The 18,869-nt window shown below is 37.4% G+C and carries 15 protein-coding genes; 13 read left to right on the top strand and 2 right to left on the bottom strand.

The window, feature by feature from the left end; all coding sequences use genetic code 11:
- Nucleotides 1–15: 15 nt before the first annotated feature.
- The 11 genes from HEQ28_RS09915 (at nt 16) to HEQ28_RS09865 (ending at nt 14,943) form a co-directional block, all read left to right on the top strand.
- Entirely contained in the window at nt 16–1,095 is a 1,080-nt protein-coding gene (locus HEQ28_RS09915; RefSeq protein ID WP_434502071.1) for an HlyD family secretion protein, read from the top strand.
- 16 nt (nt 1,096–1,111) lie between these two features.
- Nucleotides 1,112–2,650, top strand: a complete 1,539-nt coding sequence (locus HEQ28_RS09910; protein ID WP_434502070.1) for a hypothetical protein — start codon at nt 1,112–1,114, stop codon at nt 2,648–2,650.
- 86 nt (nt 2,651–2,736) lie between these two features.
- Nucleotides 2,737–3,411 carry a hypothetical protein gene (locus HEQ28_RS09905; protein WP_434502069.1) on the top strand — a complete coding sequence of 225 codons (675 nt, stop codon included), beginning with the start codon at nt 2,737–2,739 and terminating at the stop codon, nt 3,409–3,411.
- 3 nt (nt 3,412–3,414) lie between these two features.
- Nucleotides 3,415–4,935 carry an RNA polymerase factor sigma-54 gene (gene rpoN, locus HEQ28_RS09900; RefSeq protein WP_434502068.1) on the top strand — a complete coding sequence of 507 codons (1,521 nt, stop codon included), beginning with the start codon at nt 3,415–3,417 and terminating at the stop codon, nt 4,933–4,935.
- Nucleotides 4,936–4,961: 26 nt separating this feature from the next.
- A complete protein-coding gene (locus tag HEQ28_RS09895; RefSeq protein ID WP_434502067.1) occupies nt 4,962–5,579 on the top strand; it encodes a hypothetical protein in 618 nt (205 codons plus the stop codon).
- Between the two features lie 38 nt (nt 5,580–5,617).
- Nucleotides 5,618–6,127, top strand: a complete 510-nt coding sequence (purE, locus tag HEQ28_RS09890; RefSeq protein ID WP_434502066.1) for a 5-(carboxyamino)imidazole ribonucleotide mutase — start codon at nt 5,618–5,620, stop codon at nt 6,125–6,127.
- Between the two features lie 44 nt (nt 6,128–6,171).
- A complete protein-coding gene (locus HEQ28_RS09885) occupies nt 6,172–8,052 on the top strand; it encodes a 4-hydroxy-3-methylbut-2-en-1-yl diphosphate synthase (RefSeq protein WP_434502065.1) in 1,881 nt (626 codons plus the stop codon).
- Between the two features lie 7 nt (nt 8,053–8,059).
- A complete protein-coding gene (locus tag HEQ28_RS09880; protein ID WP_434502064.1) occupies nt 8,060–9,016 on the top strand; it encodes an aldo/keto reductase in 957 nt (318 codons plus the stop codon).
- A gap of 88 nt (nt 9,017–9,104) precedes the next feature.
- On the top strand, nt 9,105–11,102 hold the full coding sequence (locus tag HEQ28_RS09875) for a DUF3857 domain-containing protein (protein ID WP_434502063.1): 1,998 nt from the start codon (nt 9,105–9,107) through the stop codon (nt 11,100–11,102).
- Nucleotides 11,102–13,081, top strand: a complete 1,980-nt coding sequence (locus HEQ28_RS09870) for a DUF3857 domain-containing protein (protein WP_434502062.1) — start codon at nt 11,102–11,104, stop codon at nt 13,079–13,081. The genes HEQ28_RS09875 and HEQ28_RS09870 overlap by 1 nt, the downstream gene beginning before the upstream one ends.
- Complete coding sequence (locus tag HEQ28_RS09865; protein WP_434502061.1) at nt 13,081–14,943, top strand: DUF3857 domain-containing protein; 1,863 nt, start codon at nt 13,081–13,083, stop codon at nt 14,941–14,943. Before HEQ28_RS09870 ends, HEQ28_RS09865 begins: the two co-directional genes overlap by 1 nt.
- Nucleotides 14,944–14,960: 17 nt before the next feature.
- Here HEQ28_RS09865 and HEQ28_RS09860 read toward each other — a convergent pair whose 3' ends face one another.
- Entirely contained in the window at nt 14,961–15,884 is a 924-nt protein-coding gene (locus tag HEQ28_RS09860) for a site-specific tyrosine recombinase (protein WP_434502060.1), read from the bottom strand.
- Nucleotides 15,885–16,039: 155 nt separating this feature from the next.
- Here HEQ28_RS09860 and aroQ point away from each other — a divergent pair, with 155 nt between their 5' ends.
- Complete coding sequence (gene aroQ, locus HEQ28_RS09855) at nt 16,040–16,474, top strand: type II 3-dehydroquinate dehydratase (protein WP_434502059.1); 435 nt, start codon at nt 16,040–16,042, stop codon at nt 16,472–16,474.
- Nucleotides 16,475–16,476: 2 nt separating this feature from the next.
- Nucleotides 16,477–17,154, top strand: coding sequence for an O-methyltransferase (locus HEQ28_RS09850; protein ID WP_434502058.1), 678 nt, complete (start codon nt 16,477–16,479; stop codon nt 17,152–17,154).
- 917 nt (nt 17,155–18,071) lie between these two features.
- Here HEQ28_RS09850 and HEQ28_RS09845 read toward each other — a convergent pair.
- Nucleotides 18,072–18,848 (bottom strand): hypothetical protein, encoded by a 777-nt coding sequence (locus HEQ28_RS09845; RefSeq protein WP_434502057.1) that lies wholly within the window; start codon nt 18,846–18,848, stop codon nt 18,072–18,074.
- Nucleotides 18,849–18,869 lie beyond the last annotated feature (21 nt).

The raw sequence follows: 18,869 nt of genomic DNA, 5'->3' as shown, positions 1-18,869 counted from the left end.
AAAGAAAATATAAAAATGAACAAGAGGAAACAAGTATTAAGAGCTTATAATATCATAGTGATAGCGTTGTTGGGCATAGGAGTAATATATGTTTGCAGTAGGTTTGTGCATCTTGGCACAGTAGAATATACTGACAATGCAATGGTTAATAGAAATATTACTCCTATAAATACACGTGTACAAGGATTTATAAAAGAAATAAGATTCAAGGAATTTCAACATGTACACAAGGGAGATACTCTTGTAATAATAGAAGATGCAGAATACAGACTTGCACTTGCTCAGGCTGAGGCTGGAGTAAAGGGAAGTAAGAGTGGTAGCAATGCAGTGAGTGCAACCATCAACACGGTAGAAAGTAATGTTCATGTAGCCAGTGCAGGTATTAACGTTGCTGGCGCAGGTGTTGCAGAAGCACGTGTGGGAATGCAGAACGCAAAGAAAGACTATGACCGTTACACAATGCTTTTAAAGAAAGACGCTGTAACGCAACAGCAGTTTGATAATATAAAGACACAATATGAAGAGACACTTAGTCGCTATCAAGGTGCTGTGGCAAAAATGTATCAGGCGAGTGCAAACAAAAACGCTACTGCTGTAGTGAAACATGAGCAGACCCAGCGACTAGGCCAGTCTAATGCTGGAGTGAGCGTAGCACAGGCAACCCTGAATTTGGCACGACTAAACTTATCATATACCGTGATAACGGCACCCTGTGATGGATATGTGGGCAGAAAAAATATTCATGAAGGACAGCTGGTGCAACCTGGACAGTTGTTGGTTGACATGGTAGACCAAGACGAGATATGGGTTATAGCCAACTATCGTGAGACTCAGATGGAAAATGTTAAAGTTGGAATGCCTGTTGAGTTTAAGGCAGATGCTATTAGCGGTGTTACTTTTAAAGGTCGCGTGCAGAGCATTAGTTCAGCTACAGGAAGCGTATACAGTAATATTCCTATTGACAATGCAACAGGAAACTTTGTAAAAGTAGAACAGAGAGTTCCTGTTCGTATAGAACTTACACGAGATAATAATCTAGCAGATGTAAAACGTCTTCTTTCTGGTTTGAATGTAGAATGTGAGGTAGACTATTAATGATAAAGAATAATATATGGCAGATACATTTATAAGTCATCCGTTTGTGATGCCGTTTGTGAAGCCTTTCGTTCCAAAAAAGCTTCAGCCTTGGATATATTTTTCATTTATCATTATATTTCAGATGGTAAATTGTGTGTATCTGGGGTCATTAGAACAGATGGTTGGCGAATGTGGTATGATGAAAGAAGACGTGACGATGATAGTCATGTGTGGTGTTCTTGGTGTAACAATGCCATTCCCAATACTTTTCAGATTAAAGTTCAGGTTTACCAATCGTAGCCTTCTGATGTTCTCAATATCAGGAATGATATTGTGTAATTTTCTGGCATTATGGGTACGTTCAATTCCATTGCTTTGTATTTTCTCTTATGCCTGTGGCTATATGAAGCTTATGGCAACATTCGAATGTACATCTAATATTCGTTTATGGATGACTCCGAGACGAGATTTCAGAATATTCTTTCCGCTGCTGTATATTGTAGTTCTCGGCGACATGAGCTGGAGTTCATGGATAGCTATACAACTTACGTATTACTGTGGATCATGGATGGCAATGCAATGGTTTGTTATATTGCTACTAACGTTGGTCTTATTGGTTGTGTTTTTCTGTACCCAACATTACAGATTTATGAAACCGATACCGTTTATCAGTATAGACTGGTTGGGGTGTATATTATGGTCATTGTTTATACTTGAAGGTATCTTTATATTCAACTACGGTGAATTTTATAATTGGTGGGACGGGACGGTTTGGCGCATTGTGTTAATGAGCATTCCTATAACATTATGGTTCGCAATTCATCGCATGTGCTATATACGACATCCTTACATATTGCCAACGGCTTTTAAACACAAAACGTTGATACCTATACTGGGCATGTTTGCTGTAGCAGAACTGATGAATTCAACACCAAAAGCATTACAGACTGTATTTATGGGGGCTGTTTTGCATTATGGAACAATGACAACGTCTAGATTCGATTTGATAAATATTGTTGGAGCAATGACGGGTTGTCTATTCAGCTTGTGGTGGATGAAGATGCTTCGCTTGAAATATACCACCCTACTAACAGTAGGATTTATGTTCCTTTTAGTATATCAGGTATGGATGTATTTTTATATAACCCCAGATCTTAATATCGAGAGATTATATTTCCCTACTTTTATACAGAATTTTGGTTATGCAATATTTTTTGTAACGCTTACCATATATCTTCAGGATCTGATGCCGTATCCAAATTTCTTTTTAGGAATGATTATAGCTGGGTTCATTCGTAACGGTCTTGTAGCTACAATGTGCAACGGAGTTTATAGTTACATGTTGAGATATTATGTAACCGACAATATGGTGTCTGGCAGCCCCTATGACTATATGCAAAGTCTGATGATGGGTATAAAGCAAATGTATGGGGTTACATGCATTGGTGGAACATTCTTCCTGCTGTTGTTAATGCTGTGGCATGTTCAACCAGTTCGCTCAACATTAAAACATATTCCTTATTGTAACGTTATAGGAAGGGAGATGAAGAAAGAAATGAAACACGAAGAATAACTTCTTGTTGTATGTAGCAAAAAAGAATAAATTCCTTTTGTTTTGTCTACGATAATCTTTATCTTTGCAGAAAGATAAAGATTATCATGGCAAATCATCCTTTATGGCAAGAAGAATACTGGTTGCCGCTCATGCAACTGTATCTGAAAAAACCAGTGGGCGTGAAAGCAATTTACTCACGCGCAATGGTAGAACTTGCACTGGAACTGAACATAGAACCACAATTTCTCTATGAACAGATGTTCTGGCTTAGACGGCATTCTACGCCTAGTCTGGATTTGTTGTGGAATAAATTTACTAACCATTTAAAGAAGCTTAACGCTGATGTTGAACAACTTCGACTGATGCGAGGTTTCAACCATCCAGATGAATTCTATAGTGGAGTAGAAACTAAAGATACTTGGCAGAATGATTTTAAACCATTAAAGAATTATTGTGCACATTCGCACGAAAGTAAAAACATACTGATGCCTTTGCATCTGATCATAATCTTAGACCTATATTTCCACCTTACCCCTATAACAATGGTTAAGGAGACGTCTGAAATACAAGATTTGACAAAACTTACAGACATTGACGCCGAAGTGATAGTTGAAGTTATGGATGCTTTTCAGCAGTGTGATCCATATTTCAACAGAATTACATTGAAAGTAAGTCCGCTATTTGAAAGCTGCCATGACATATGGCAAAGATATGGTAACGGAGATCCCAAGGAACTTGCTGCATTAGCGTCACAACTTAAAGAATATTTTAGAAAGTAAGATATGGCTCAGAAATTAGTCCAGACACAAGAACAGAAGCTAGCGCAAGTGATGCGTCTGTCACAACAGCAGATGTTACAGGTACACCTGCTGGAAATGCCTTTGACGGAATTGGAAGAGAATATCAATACCGAACTTGATGACAATCCCGCACTTGAAAGGGATGATAATGAGATGGGACTGACAGATAGTGAGGATAACTTCGCTGATGGAGATGATGACTCTTCTGATTTTGACGTGCAGACAGAAAAGGAAGAACGGCAGGATGCACTAGATGCTGCCCTCGAAAGTATTGGAGGTGACGATGCAATGCCTCAGACTTCCTTCTCAAACAGTAATGATACTGCTGACTATGAGGAAATTATATATGGAGACACAACCTCTTTCTATGACAGATTGAAGGAACAGATGGATATGATGTCTCTTAATAGCGAGCAGCATGAGGTTATGGAATATCTGATAGGAAGTCTTGATGATGACGGACTTCTTAGAAAAGATTTGGATACAATAAGTGATGAACTCGCCATATATCATAATATTGACGTTGCGACTGACGAAATAGATGATATACTTAAGATGCTGCAGAGTATGGATCCTGCTGGTATTGGTGCACGCTCACTTCAGGAATGTCTGCTATTGCAGGTTGAAAGAATGCGAGAAGATAATAAGGAATCTGGTAACAACCGACTTCTTGATGCTATGGAAACTGTATTCAAGGATTATTTCGATGAATTCACAAAGAAGCATTGGGATAAAATCCAGATGCAGATGATGCTCAATGATACACAGATTGACACGCTGAGAAAAGAAATAAGAAAATTGAATCCTAAACCAGGAGCAGCACTAGGCGAAACTGAGAGCATAAATATTCAGCAGATAACTCCTGATTTCATTGTTGATACGTCAGATGATGGTTTTGTTTCTTTTACTCTTAATCAAGGAAATATTCCAGAGTTAAAAGTATCTACAACATTTTCAGAAATGGTTGATACATACAAGAACAATAAGGAAGGTATGAATCGACAGACTAAGGAAGCTTTGCTCTATGCTAAAGGGAAAGTAGATAAGGCGCAAGGATTTATAGAAGCGATAAAACAACGTCGCCATACTCTCACGGTAACGATGAAGGCTATCATAAATTGGCAGAGAAAATTCTTTCAAGACGGTGATGAGAGCGATTTGAAACCAATGATTCTTAAAGATATTGCTGACAAGACAGGACTTGATATATCAACAATCAGTAGAGTAAGTAATGTGAAGTATGCCCAGACAAGATGGGGCACTTTTCCATTACGTTTCTTCTTTACAGACTCATATACAACAGATGATGGGGAAGAAATGTCCACAAGAAAAATAAAGCTAGCACTGAAAGAAGTTATTGATAAGGAAGACAAGAAAAAACCGCTCAGTGACGATGCTTTGGCTAAGATAATGAAGGAAAAAGGTTATCCTATTGCACGACGTACAATAGCAAAATATAGAGAACAGATGAATTTGCCAGTTGCAAGATTGAGACGCTATTGACAATTATATTCTGAAACGACAAAAATATGAAAGAAAAGGATATTATATTAACTGCAAGAATTGCCAGTATGGTGTTTACTCCATTCTATTTGCCAATAGTTGGTTTGCTGGCATTGTTTCTCTTCAGTTATCTGGGGCTTTTACCTTGGTCGTACAAATTCACTGTATTGGCTTTAGTGTATGCTTTCACTATACTGTTGCCTACACTGCTGATACATTTATATCGAACATATCAGGGATGGTCGCTTATAGAGTTGGGCGTAAAAGAGCGAAGAATGGTACCATATGTTATTTCAATATTGTGCTATTTCAGTTGCTATTATATAATGAGCATATTCCATATACCTCATTTTATGGGTGGAATATTAGTCGCTGCGCTATTGATACAGTTGATATGTGCCATAATAAACGTATGGTGGAAAATATCTGTGCACGCAGCGGCAATAGGTGGAGTAGCAGGAGCATTGCTGGCATTTGCACTAATATTCGATTTTAATCCTATATGGTGGCTATGCCTGACATTAATCATATCGGGTGTGGTAGGAACAAGTCGTATGGTATTGCGCCAACATTCCCTGTCACAGATAACAGTGGCGTGGATGTTGGGTGTTATTGTGGCGTTTACGGCTATAGCAATTGTGTGATATTATAAAATAAAACAAAATTAAAAACAAATAATAATATGAAACCAGTAGTAAGCATTATCATGGGCAGTACAAGTGATCTGCCTGTTATGGAAAAAGCATGTAAATGGCTTAATGATAACGAAATCCCATTTGAAGTAAATGCTCTCTCGGCACATCGTACTCCTGATGCTGTTGAGGCTTTTGCAAAACAAGCTAAAGGACGTGGCATAAAGGTTATCATTGCGGCAGCTGGTATGGCTGCAGCATTACCAGGTGTTATTGCCGCATCAACAACATTGCCTGTTATCGGTGTACCAATTAAGGGTATGCTTGACGGTCTTGATGCAATGCTTTCTATCATTCAAATGCCTCCAGGTATACCTGTTGCTACCGTAGGAGTTAACGGTGCTCAGAATGCAGCTATCCTTGCTGCTGAAATGATCGCACTTTGCGACGAAGATGTAGCTAAGAAGATTGACGCATGGAAAGCGGGACTTGGTGCGAAGATAGAAAAGGCTAATAAAGACCTTGCAGAAATCAAAGATTATAAATTTAAATGCAATTAAGACATTCTCTGTTCTGTTGAAACTGACAGGAATGTTTAATATTTATGGATATATTTAATTATCAGCGTCGTGAAACAACTGTTGTTCATGTTGGCGCTATAGATATGGGCGGTGACAATCCTATACGCATTCAGTCCATGACTACCACTAATACTAATGATACCGATGCTTGTGTAGCTCAGGCTGAAGATATTATTAAGGCTGGGGGAGAACTTGTTAGACTCACTACACAAGGTAGCAAGGAGGCTGAGAATCTAAAGAACATCAATGTTAAGTTGCGTGCTGACGGTTACACTACACCACTAGTTGCTGATGTACACTTCAATCCTAATGTTGCTGATGTTGCTGCATTGTATGCCGAGAAGGTAAGAATTAATCCAGGAAACTATGTTGATCCTGCCCGTAAGTTTATTAAGCAGGAATATACAGATGAAGAATATTCACAGGAACTGAGGAAAATAGAAGACCGTTTCATTCCATTCCTTCATATATGTAAGGAAAATCATACAGCTATCCGTATCGGAGTGAATCATGGAAGTCTAAGCGACCGCATACGTAACAGATACGGTGATACTCCTGAAGGCATCGTAGAGAGTTGTATGGAGTTTTTGCGTATATGTAAGGAGCAGGATTTTAATGATGTCGTAATATCTATAAAATCTTCAAACACCGTAGTCATGGTTCGTTCTGTACGTCTTTTGGTCGAACAGATGGAGAAAGAGGGTATGAAATATCCTTTGCATCTAGGAGTAACCGAAGCCGGCGAGGGCGAGGATGGACGTATAAAGAGTGCTGTAGGGATTGGTGCATTATTGTCTGATGGCATTGGCGATACTGTCCGTGTAAGTCTTAGTGAAGAACCTTCTGCCGAGATACCTGTAGCACGTCATCTTGTGGATTATATATCAAAGAAAGCTGGTCATCTTATCGTTCCTGGTACTCAGGCAAACGAATTTGATTGGCTGCACCCTGAGCGTCGTTTTACCCGTGCAGCGAATGGTATTGGTGGAAGTAATGTTCCTGTTGTGATAGCAAATGGAAAAGGAAATGTAAATTCAACCGATGACAGACAAAAGGCAGACTATCTATATGTTGGTTCTGAACTTCCAGCAGAATTGGATAATACGCAGAATTATATATTAGACTTTAATGTATATGCTGAACTTCAGGCAAAAGGAACTCTTCCTGTTGGCGATAATGGTGCAAAGGGTATATATCCAATATTCCCTATTACGGCAATGCCATTTATCAGTATGATAAAGGCCGAGTTGAAGTTTCTTGTTCTACAGTTTGGTACTCCAACAGAAGAATATATTGCTTGTCTGAAGACTCATCCAGAGGTAGTTGTGGTATGCACAAGCAATCATCAGAATAGATTGGCCGATCAGCGTGCTCTTGTTCATGAAATGTGGAATAACGGGACTTACAATCCTGTTGTATTCACTCAGATGTATAGACATACAAAGGCTGAGAAAAGTGATTTCCAACTAGAGGCTGCCGCAGACATGGGCGCATTGATGATAGATGGACTTACTGACGGTATTTGGCTGATGAATGATGGTGATATTGCGAATGATGTAATTACCGACACAGCTTTCGGAATACTTCAGGCTGCACGCCTTCGTACTAGCAAAACAGAATATATTAGTTGTCCAGGATGTGGTCGTACTCTATATGATCTTCGTGAAACTATAGCAGAAATTCGTGAGGCAACAAAGCACATGAAAGGCTTGAAAATAGGTATCATGGGGTGTGTCGTAAACGGTCCTGGCGAGATGGCTGATGCCGATTACGGATATGTAGGTGCTGGAATAAATAAGGTTTCACTATATCGCAAGCAGGTGTGTGTAGAGAAAAATATACCACAGGAAGTGGCAGTGGAACATCTTTTGGCATTAATCAATAACGATCAAAAACAAAAATAGAAAGACTATGGAACTAAAACAAAACTATCTTGCTGATTCACATCGGTATGATAGCTCAGAAACGTTCTATCGCCGTTGTGGCAAAAGCGGAGTGATGCTACCTAAGATATCACTTGGCTTTTGGCATAATTTCGGTGGTGTGGACCCCTATGAGCGTAGCCGCGCCATTACTCACTATGCCTTTGACCATGGAATAACGCATTTTGATTTGGCTAATAATTACGGTCCTCCATATGGAAGTGCCGAGGAAACAATGGGAAGACTCATGGACGACAGTTTCAAACCTTATCGTGATGAACTGTTTATTTCCAGTAAAGCTGGTTATGACATGTGGGAAGGCCCTTATGGTAACTGGGGATCAAGAAAATATCTTTTCGCCAGTATTGAACAGAGTCTTAAACGTATGCACCTTGATTATGTAGACTTATTCTACAGTCATCGTTACGATCCAAATACACCTTTGGAGGAAACTCTTCAAGCTCTTGTTGACATAGTAAGGCAAGGTAAGGCTTTGTATATAGGTATAAGTAGATGGCCTTTGGAGGCATTGAAGTTTGCTGATAAATATCTAAAAGAACGTGATGTTCCGCTGTTGATATTCCAAGATAAACTGAATTTGCTGAATCGTGGTCCGCAGGAGAGTGGAACTCTTGATTATTGTCATGATAATGGTATTGGTTTTATTGGCTTTTCGCCATTAGCCCAGGGCTTGCTTACTGACAGATACATCAATGGTATTCCAGAAGACAGCAGAATGGCTCAAGGAAAATTCCTTAAGAGCGATATGCTTACACCAGAACTAATCGCTCAGTTAAGAGCTTGGAATGATGAGGCTTCAGTACAGGGTAAGACTCTTGCCGAGAAAGCTTTGTCGTGGATTTTGGAGCAACAGGGCGTAACTAGCGTTATTGTTGGTGCCAGCTCGGTGCCCCAGCTGGAAAAGAACTTAAAGGCTGCTGAATAGCCAATTACATCATATCACATATGCCATATATATATATGTGGCGTATGCGTATGCTTACTTAATATAATCACTTTTAAAATATATTATCATGAATATTAAAACTAGAATAATAACCACGTCGTGTGTAATCGTTTTATTATTAAATAATCTAAGTATGCTTGCTCAAACGCAAAATACTAATTTGAATTTTGGAAATCCAACCACTGAAGAAATGAACATGACTTCTTGTTCTCTCGAACCTAATGCCTCAGCTGTAGTGTTGTGCAGGTTAGACGATGTAAACTATGAAATCAGGGACGGTGGCTTTTGTGTCGTTTATGAAATAAAAGAGCGTATTAAAATACTCAAACCGGAAGGAAAGGACTATGCCAATGTCAGTATCAGTTATGTTGACTTTCAAGGAAATCTTATGAAAAGTGAAAAAATAAATGGTTTGAAAGCTGTGGCTTTCAACATGACTGATGGGAAAGTAGTAAAAACAAAGATGGATGACAAACTTGTTTTTCGTGAACGTCTAGACAAGGAAGATATGTTGATGAAATTTACCATTCCGCAGGTGAAGGTCGGTACGGTCATAGAATACCAATACAAGATAGTAAGTCCTCTTTATTATAACATTAAAAGTTGGTATGCACAAACTTCAATCCCAACAATGTATGCTAATTATAATTTGGTTGTACCTGAGTATTTTCAGTTTAGCATAGAAAACACAGGAATGCATCAAATGCAGCAGAAGGAAAGCCTTACAGGATGTACATTTAATTACAATGGTGAAACTTTGAACTGTAATGGGCAGGAATACCAGTTTACTGGACATGACATGCCTTCAATTAAGGGAGACGACTATGTTTGGCATGCCAAGGATTACAGTAATAAGGTAACGGCAGAACTTAATAGTGTTCGTATTCCTGGAGTTTCTTATCAAAATTATTCTCAAGAGTGGAAAGATATTGATAAATCTTTGCTTGATGATGATGATTTCGGACATCGCATGAATAAGTCTAATCCACTTAAGGATGAGATGGCGGCTGCCAAAATCTATACTATGAAAGACAATACAGAAAAGATAGTCGCAATATACCAACTATTGAAAAAGAAGTTGAAATGGAATGGTGATTATGGATTCTGGGGGCGTTCTTCTCGTAACATCCTAAAAGATGGTAGCGGTAATAATGCTGATATTAATTTTGTATTGATTAACATGCTTAATGATGCTGGTGTAAAGGCTGTGCCTGTTGTTATGAGCACACGTGATAATGGTAGATTACCTCTTACTTATCCTTCTATGAAATTCCTTAATACTTTTGTTGTAGGCGCATATACCAATGATTCCACGATGGTTTTTGTTGATTCATCAGTTGATGATGGATTCTTGAATGTCTTACCTCCAAAGCTGCTTACAGACAGGGCTCGTATAATAGCTAAAAATGATTGCAGGTGGGTTAATTTGCAGGACATAGCACAAGCAAGAAAGAATATTGGAGTTATAGCACAGTTAAATCCTCAGGGACAATTGACAGGTATGGTTAGAAGTACAAGCATGAATAACTTTGCGGCAAGAGTTAGATCTGATTTCAAACACGCTAAGGACAGCGCAACTTTTGTAAGCCAAAAGGCTCAGGAGGAAGGGCTTGAAATAACAGATTATAAAATGAAGGATAGAACGTCTTTCTCGCCTTCTGTTTGTGAAACATATTCTTTCTCAAAAAATTGTGAAGCTACATCTGATCATATTTATGTTAATCCACTTGTCTTAATACCGATAAAAGAGAATCCTTTCACCGCAACGGAACGTAAACTTCCTATTGAATTTCCATATAAGCAATCAATATTACTTAATGTACACATGACAATTCCTGAAGGATATGTTGTTGAGGAGAAAAGCAATGGGGCAAGAATTGAAACTCCAAATAAAGAAATATCATGCAATATAAAGTTTATTGTTGATGGTAAGACTTCTTTTGTGCAATATAAACTAGACATAAACAATACTTTTTTCGGTGTAACGGATTACAATATGGTAAAGGATGTTTATGCAAAGATATGTGAGTATAGTAAAAACATGTTGGTATTAAAGAAAATGTAATGAAAAACCATATATCATTATACATAATCGCAGGATTGCTGATGATTTCAGAATTCTGTAATGCGCAGAATACAAATCTGGAATTTGGAAATCCTACCACTGAAGAAATGAACATGACCTCTTGTTCTGTCGAACCTAATGCGCCAGCTGTAGTGCTGTGTGCATTAAATAATTTAGATTATGGAGTTAGAGATGGTCACTTTTGTATTATTTATGAAATAAAGAAGCGAATTAAAATACTAAAAGCAGAAGGTAAAGACTATGCTAACGCCTCTATTTTTTATAATGATATTCAGAAGGACCCTAAAGAAAGTGATAAGATCATTGAATTAAAGGCTGTAGCTTTTAATATGGTAGACGGTAAAATAGTAAAGACACCTATGGATGACAAACTTGTATTTCATGAGCGAATAGATAAAAATTCTATGTTGATGAAATTTACTATTCCTCAGGTCAGAGTGGGTACAGTTATAGAGTATGAATGTAAAATATCAAGTCCTAATTTTGAGGATATAGCCCCTTGGTATGCTCAAACATCTATTCCAACAATGTATGCTTCTTACCATCTGGTCATACCAGAGTATTTTAGGTTTAACATTGGAAATACAGGAATGTGTAAAATGGATGTGCAAAAAAAACTTGTTCAATGCAAATATGAATATTGGGATCAAACATTAAACTGTAATGGACAAGATTTTAAGTTCACTTCATGCAATATGCCTTCTACCAAGGATGATGGCTTTGTTTGGCATTCCGAGGATTATAGTAATAAGGTAACGGCTGAACTTAAAAGTTTTCATATTCCAGGAATCATTTATAAGACTTATTCTAAGGAGTGGAAAGATATTGATAGCTTGTTGCTTGATGACGATGATTTCGGCTATAGACTAGGAAAATCAAATCCGTTTAGAAGTGAGATGAAAGCTGCCAAAATATATAATATAAAAGACAATACAGAAAAGATCATAGCAATATACAGACTATTGAAAAAGAATTTAAAATGGAATGGCAATTATAGCTTATACGGACGTCCTTTTCGTAATATACTCAAAGATGGTAGTGGCGATAATGCGGATCTTAACTTTGTGTTGATTAATATGTTTAATGAAGCAGGTATAAAAGCTGTTCCTGTTGTTATGAGTACACGTGACCATGGTAGGTTGCCTGTTGGTTTCCCTTCTTTGTATAGCCTCAATAGTTTTGTTGTTGGCGCATATACAAATGATTCGACAATGGTATATATAGATTCATCTGAAGATGATGGTTTGAATGTCTTACCTGCAACACTACTTACGGATAAAGCCCGTATCATAGCTAAGGATAATTGCCGATGGGTTAACTTGCAAGATATTGCAAAAGCTAAGGAGAATATAGAGATTGTAGCACAACTCAATCCTCCTGGAGTATTGACGGGTACTGTTAAAGACACATATCATAATAATTCAGCTGCAAGTGTTAGAACAGATTTCAAACACGCTAAGGACAGTGCTACTTTTGTAAATCAAAAGGCTTTGAAAGAGGGAATTGAAATAACAGATTATAAAATGAAGGATTCAATATCTTTTTCGCCTTCTGTTTGTGAAACTTATTCTTTCTCAAAGAATTGTGATGCTACATCCGATCATATCTATGTTAATCCACTTGTCATAATACCTATAAAAGAGAATCCTTTCACTGCAACGGAACGTAAACTTCCTGTAGAATTTCCTTATAAGCAATCAATATTACTGAATGTACACATGACAATTCCTGAAGGATATATTATCGAGGAAAAAAGCAATGGGGCAAGAATTGAAACTCCAAATAAAGAAATATCATGCAATATAAAGTGTATTGTTGATGGTAAGACTTCTTTTGTGCAATATAAACTAGACATAAACGATACTTTTTTCGGTGTAGCGGATTACAATATGATAAAGGATGTTTATGAAAAGATATGTGAGAGTAGTAAAAAAATGCTGGTATTAAAGAAAATGTAATGAAAAACAATATATCATTATACATAATTGCTGGATTGTTGATGATTTCACAATTCTGTAATGCACAGACAAATGTTATCGTGTTGGATGACAATACTCAGGTACAAGTCCATGACAAGTCATCTGCAACATGCAGAATGCATCGCATAATCAAGGTTATAAATGAAAAAGGTGCTGATGCTGTTAACTTTGATTACCAATGTTCCAAGGATGAGCGGATATCAAGCTTTTCAGGGGTGGTAACTGACCAGACAGGACGTGTGTTGCGTAAGATTAAGAAAGGAGACCTGCTTATGTCTGAGTATTCTCATGAAATGGCAACAGATTACTTTATGATGTATTTCGAATATACGCCACCGGTATATCCAATAACAGTTACTTATGATTGGACTGTTGAAATGTCAAATGGTTTTGTGTCTTTGCCTACTTTTGCTCCACAGACGGATTATGATGTTGAGGTAAACCACGCATCATATAAATTGATAACACCAAACGACAATCCATGTAGATATCAATGTATAAACACTGATTGGAAAGTAAACAAAACTACTATTGACAACAATACAGTTCTTGATGTTTCGATGGATAGTCTACACGCTATCCATAAAGAATCATATTCAAAGCCTATATACCAAATCATACCACGTATACTTTTTGCGCCTGCTGACTTTGTGTATAAGGGTACAACGGGAAGTATGGCTTCATGGCATGATTTGGGATTGTGGTTTAATGGATTGTTGACCGGCAGGGATGTTCTTAGCAATACAGCAAAAACTCAAATACATGAACTAACTGATACTTGCAAGGATGCTAAGTCTAAGATAGCTCTTTTATATCAGTTACTTGAAAAGTCTACTAGATACGTGAGCATTCAACTAGGAATTGGCGGAATGCAACCTATTGCTGCCTCAGATGTTTGTACTAATGGCTTTGGTGATTGTAAGGGATTATCAAACTACATGCGCGCCATGCTTAATGAAGTCGGTATTCGCTCTAATTATACCATAATAAGTACAATATGTCCTCATCAGCAGCCAGCTTTCTCAAGTCTAGACCTGTTCAATCATGCTATATTACAAGTTCCTTTAAAGGGAGATACAATATGGATAGAATGTACTGCTCCAGATTTAGCCCTTGGATATGTTCATTGCGACATAGCCGGACATGATGCTTTAGTGATGACAGATGAAGGTGGAAAACTATGCAGGTTGCCAGAATATGCTGATACAGCTAATGTCCAACATAGCGATATGGACATAACTCTTAGTGCTGACGGAATGGCTGTGATTAAGATGTCGCAGAGTTCATCTATGAGACAATATGAGGACAAACGATTTCTTGTTTCGGCTGATGACAAAGAACGTAAAAAATATATTAATGACGTAATGAAAGTTCCGGATGCTGATATATCCAAAATGGATGTCACGTTACATAAGCACAGCTATTCTGTTCCTTCCATTCAGATTGATGCGTGTATTTCAAGTCATGGATATGCCAATCTTACGGGTAGCAGACTCTTTGTGCCTTTGAATCCCTCGCATAGGGGCTTTACAGTACCAGAATCCAATAAAGTCAGAAAACATGATATATACAAAAGTTATGGATATATTGATGAAGAGAATATAACAATACATATCCCTACAGGCTTTACTCTTGAAGCTTGTCCGCATGACACTATCTATCAATCACCTTTTGGTAAATTAGCTTTTTCCCTTTCTCATAATGGCAACGATATAAAGGTAAATTACAGACTATTGATGAAGAAAGGTTTGTTTGGCGCTGATAAATATTCTCAGCTTTATGATTTTATGAAATCATTGGCTTCATCATACAGCCAGAAGATAGTGTTGAGAAAAATATAGAAATGCTGACAACAAAATTATTTCTTCTTTGATCTGATGTTTCGTGGGTGATGTTCAAGAATTTCCTGCCTAAGTGTAGTAATATCAATGTGAGTGTATATTTCAGTTGTCCCTATATCTTCGTGCCCTAGCATTGCCTGTATGGCACGAAGATCTGCGCCACCTTTCAACAAGGCAGTTGCAAAACTGTGGCGCATGGTGTGTGGTGATATTGTCTTTTTAATGCCAGCTTTTTCTGCTTGCTTTTTTATCATTATAAGTATCATCGTACGTGTAAGATGACTGCCTCGACGATTAAGAAATACGTAATCTTCTTCACCGGTTTTGATATCTAGCTGTTTTCGGTCATAAAACCACAGGCTCAGTTCCTTTATTGCCCGTCGTGAGATGGGTACAAGGCGTTCTTTACTTCCTTTGCCTATTACCTGAACAAATCCCTCGTCAAGAAATAATTGAGACAGTTTTAAGTTTACAAGTTCTGAAACTCGTAATCCACATGAGAACAAAACTTCTATTATTGCTTTGTTGCGTTGTCCTTCTTTAGTCGTGAGATCTATTCCTTTTTCAAGTTTGTCTACTTCTGGAGTAGACAAGACCTCTGGTAGATGTTTTCCTAGATTTGGTGATTCAAGTAACTCTGCGGGATCAGCGTCTATATATCCGTCTAACAGCATATACCGATAGAAAGATCTTACTCCGCTAAGTATTCTTGCTTGTGATGTTGGACCAATACCTTTTTCATGAATAGTGGCAGCAAAATTCTGTAAATCTTCAAGTTGTAACTGCAATACGTTTTTCCCTATTTTAAGACTATAATCAAGCAGGCATTTTATGTCATGTTTATAAGCGTCAATTGTATTTACAGAGTAATTACGTTGCAATTTCAGATATCTCTGATAAGCCCTTAGAATATTAGTAGAATAATTCTTGCCTGTTTCCATTTATTTTATTATTTTTGCAAAGATAGTGCAAGTCGAAGACAATACAAAATAAAAAGCATTTTTATTTTTATTGTTGAGACGCCGCCTATCTTGACCGAAGGTAGAGTAGTGCAAGCCGTAGCTGATACAAAATAAAACAATATATTCTTAAGATTATGAAGATTCAAATCATTAATGGTCCAAACCTCAATCTGCTTGGAGTTCGTGAACCAGGTATATATGGCAGTAGCTCTTTTGAGAGCTACCTTCCACAGCTTAAGGCGAAATATCCTGATATTGAAATAGAATATTATCAAAGCAATATTGAAGGCGAACTCATAGATAAATTGCAGGAAGTAGGATTCTCTTATGATGGAATCGTTCTTAATGCCGGCGCATATACACATACTAGTATTGCCTTGCAAGACTGTATTCGAAGTTTGAAGTGTCCAGTTGTTGAAGTTCATATCAGTAATGTTCATAAGCGAGAGGAGTTCCGTCATTATTCATATCTAAGTCCTGCATGTCTTGGTGTAATTTGTGGATTCGGATTTGCTGGATATGACATGGGAATACAGGGAATATTAGCTAATATACCTGAAAAGAAATAGTAATGAATAGACATGGGGAAATAAATGTCCCAGCACTGCAAAGTGTTGAGGAAGACATTAATAATTATATCGCAAAGCACATCGATCCGGAAAGCGAATATTTGTTTAGCCTTTATAGGGCAACCAATATACATACAGTTCATGGTCGTATGGCAAGTGGACATATTCAGGGACAGCTTTTGAAGATGCTTGTTGGCATGATTAAACCTAAGAATATTCTTGAGGTTGGTACTTTTAGCGGATACAGTGCCATAAGTATGGCTAACGGACTGGATAGCGACGGAAAGATCTACACGTTTGAGATCAATGATGAAATGGAAGATTTCACTAGAAAATGGATTGAAGGTTCTGACGTTGCTGATAAGATAGTTTTTAATATCGGTGATGCAAACATCCTTGCACCCAAATTAGGGATAGACTTCGATATGGCTTTTATTGACGGAGACAAACGTACTTATATAGAAACCTATGAGATGACAATGAAGATATTGCGCAAAGGTGGATATATACTTGCTGATAATACATTATGGGACGGACATGTAATAGATCCTGCTTATGATCGTGACCGACAGACTATTGGCATAAGAAATTTCAATGATCATGTAGCTGCTGATGATAGGGTAGAAAAGGTGATATTACCAATTCGTGACGGATTGTCATTGATAAAGAAGATCAAATAAGCCTCTTTTATACTGTACGTTCTACCAGAAAAGTTTTTTTAATGCCACTAATGTCACTTTGCCACAAACCCTTTATTTATCGGGCTTCAGCCAGTGACATTAAGTGACATTATCGGGTTAAAAGTGACATTAAACTGGAAATCACACCTGTTTTTAGCGTTTTTTTCGCAATTATGCTATTAACATAATACATGTTTGCTCTTATAAAGTTTTATCGAATATAAACGCGGACTTCCAGAATAACATGATTAATTCAAGATCTACTCCGTACATATATAAACATAAGAAAATAATTTTGAAAGGTGCAAATAAATATATTAACAGAGCACACAAACGATTACCTAAATTTTCACAGCTTTTGGGTAATTCGATTACACCAACATGTGTGTAATCGAATTACCTCAGCACGTGTGTAATCCGATTACCCAACGTAGGTAATCGGGTTACACAACGTGAACAACTCTATTACCCACGTTAGGTAATTCAATTACCTAACGTGAAAAAGGATATTGCCTGATGTAGGTAAACAAATGATTATCAATCCTTTTTCTTCTTAAACCAATCCTTTGGGAAAAGATCTAAACAGTATGCATCAATAATGCAACAGAATACAAATCCAAATATAGTTCCCATAATTTCCATTTTTACACGATGTTATTATTTTTTTTATTCCAAATCTGTGCTAAAGTTGTAGATTCATTGCAATACACTAGTTTCCAAGGATGTATAATAATACAATTCCGATTGGAAGGCTAACAGCCTTTTCATGTTAACATAATAGTTACCCCATTTTAGCATGAATGCAGATTGATTAGTAAAAAGAGATACTCTAGATAGCACTATATTGTACAAATCTCAAGAGACGGAATTTAAAGAAAGTCCACCTCTTGAGATTTAAATTTTGTAGTAAGAAAGTACTACTTCAGTGTGACTCCAAATACAAAATGTACATCTTCTCTGTTAGGATTCCATATAAGTTGGGTGAAAATAGGCAACGAAAATTTATCAGTGATTTGAATGTTCTTAGAGGCTTTAAGAGACACATTGGTAATAGCAAAACTCTCGTTTTTGTAGTTTGCAGGTGATTCAAATGGACTGAAGCCAACTGCTGCATTTAAACTTACATCTTTAACAGTAAATGGGTAAGCGACTTCTCCATAAGAGGAATATGCGTTTTTAACCTCTCCTTTAGCATTGGTCTTCTTATCCGATCCCCAAATCATTGTGTACCATGAAAAACTTAAAGGCATCTTCTTTATTGGCAAAGTGTAGGATAACCCTGCTTCTAGAATATGATCTGTTTGGTGATTATCTAACTGGAAATAATGATTATTCCCGTTTTTATGAGTGTTATAAATGCCAGACTGACCTCCCCACCAATAGTCTACTACTGAGGCAGTAATGCCATTAAGGGTATAAGCAGCAGTAACATCGGCTTCTTTATATCCCTGTCCAGTAACATCTGTACTACCCCAAGCAGTTAACGAGAAGTTCCCGGCTGTCATCCCTAAACTAGGCTGAACCGAAGCCCCAGACTCGTACATTCCACGCCAAACGTATGAGCTGACAATATCGCCTTGCAAGCTAATATTAACTTTGCGATCTTCTTGCGCATTACAAAAAATGGTTGGCACACAAAAGAAGACAACGGTTGCCGATAAAATCCTTAAAAATGATTTTTTTTCTTTGTTCATAACTTTGTTTTTTTATGTAAT

The organism is Prevotella sp. (assembly GCF_051059605.1).
Lineage (GTDB): Bacteria > Bacteroidota > Bacteroidia > Bacteroidales > Bacteroidaceae > Prevotella.
Note: the sequence above shows the minus strand (reverse complement) of the source record. Positions and strands in the feature narration are given on the sequence as shown.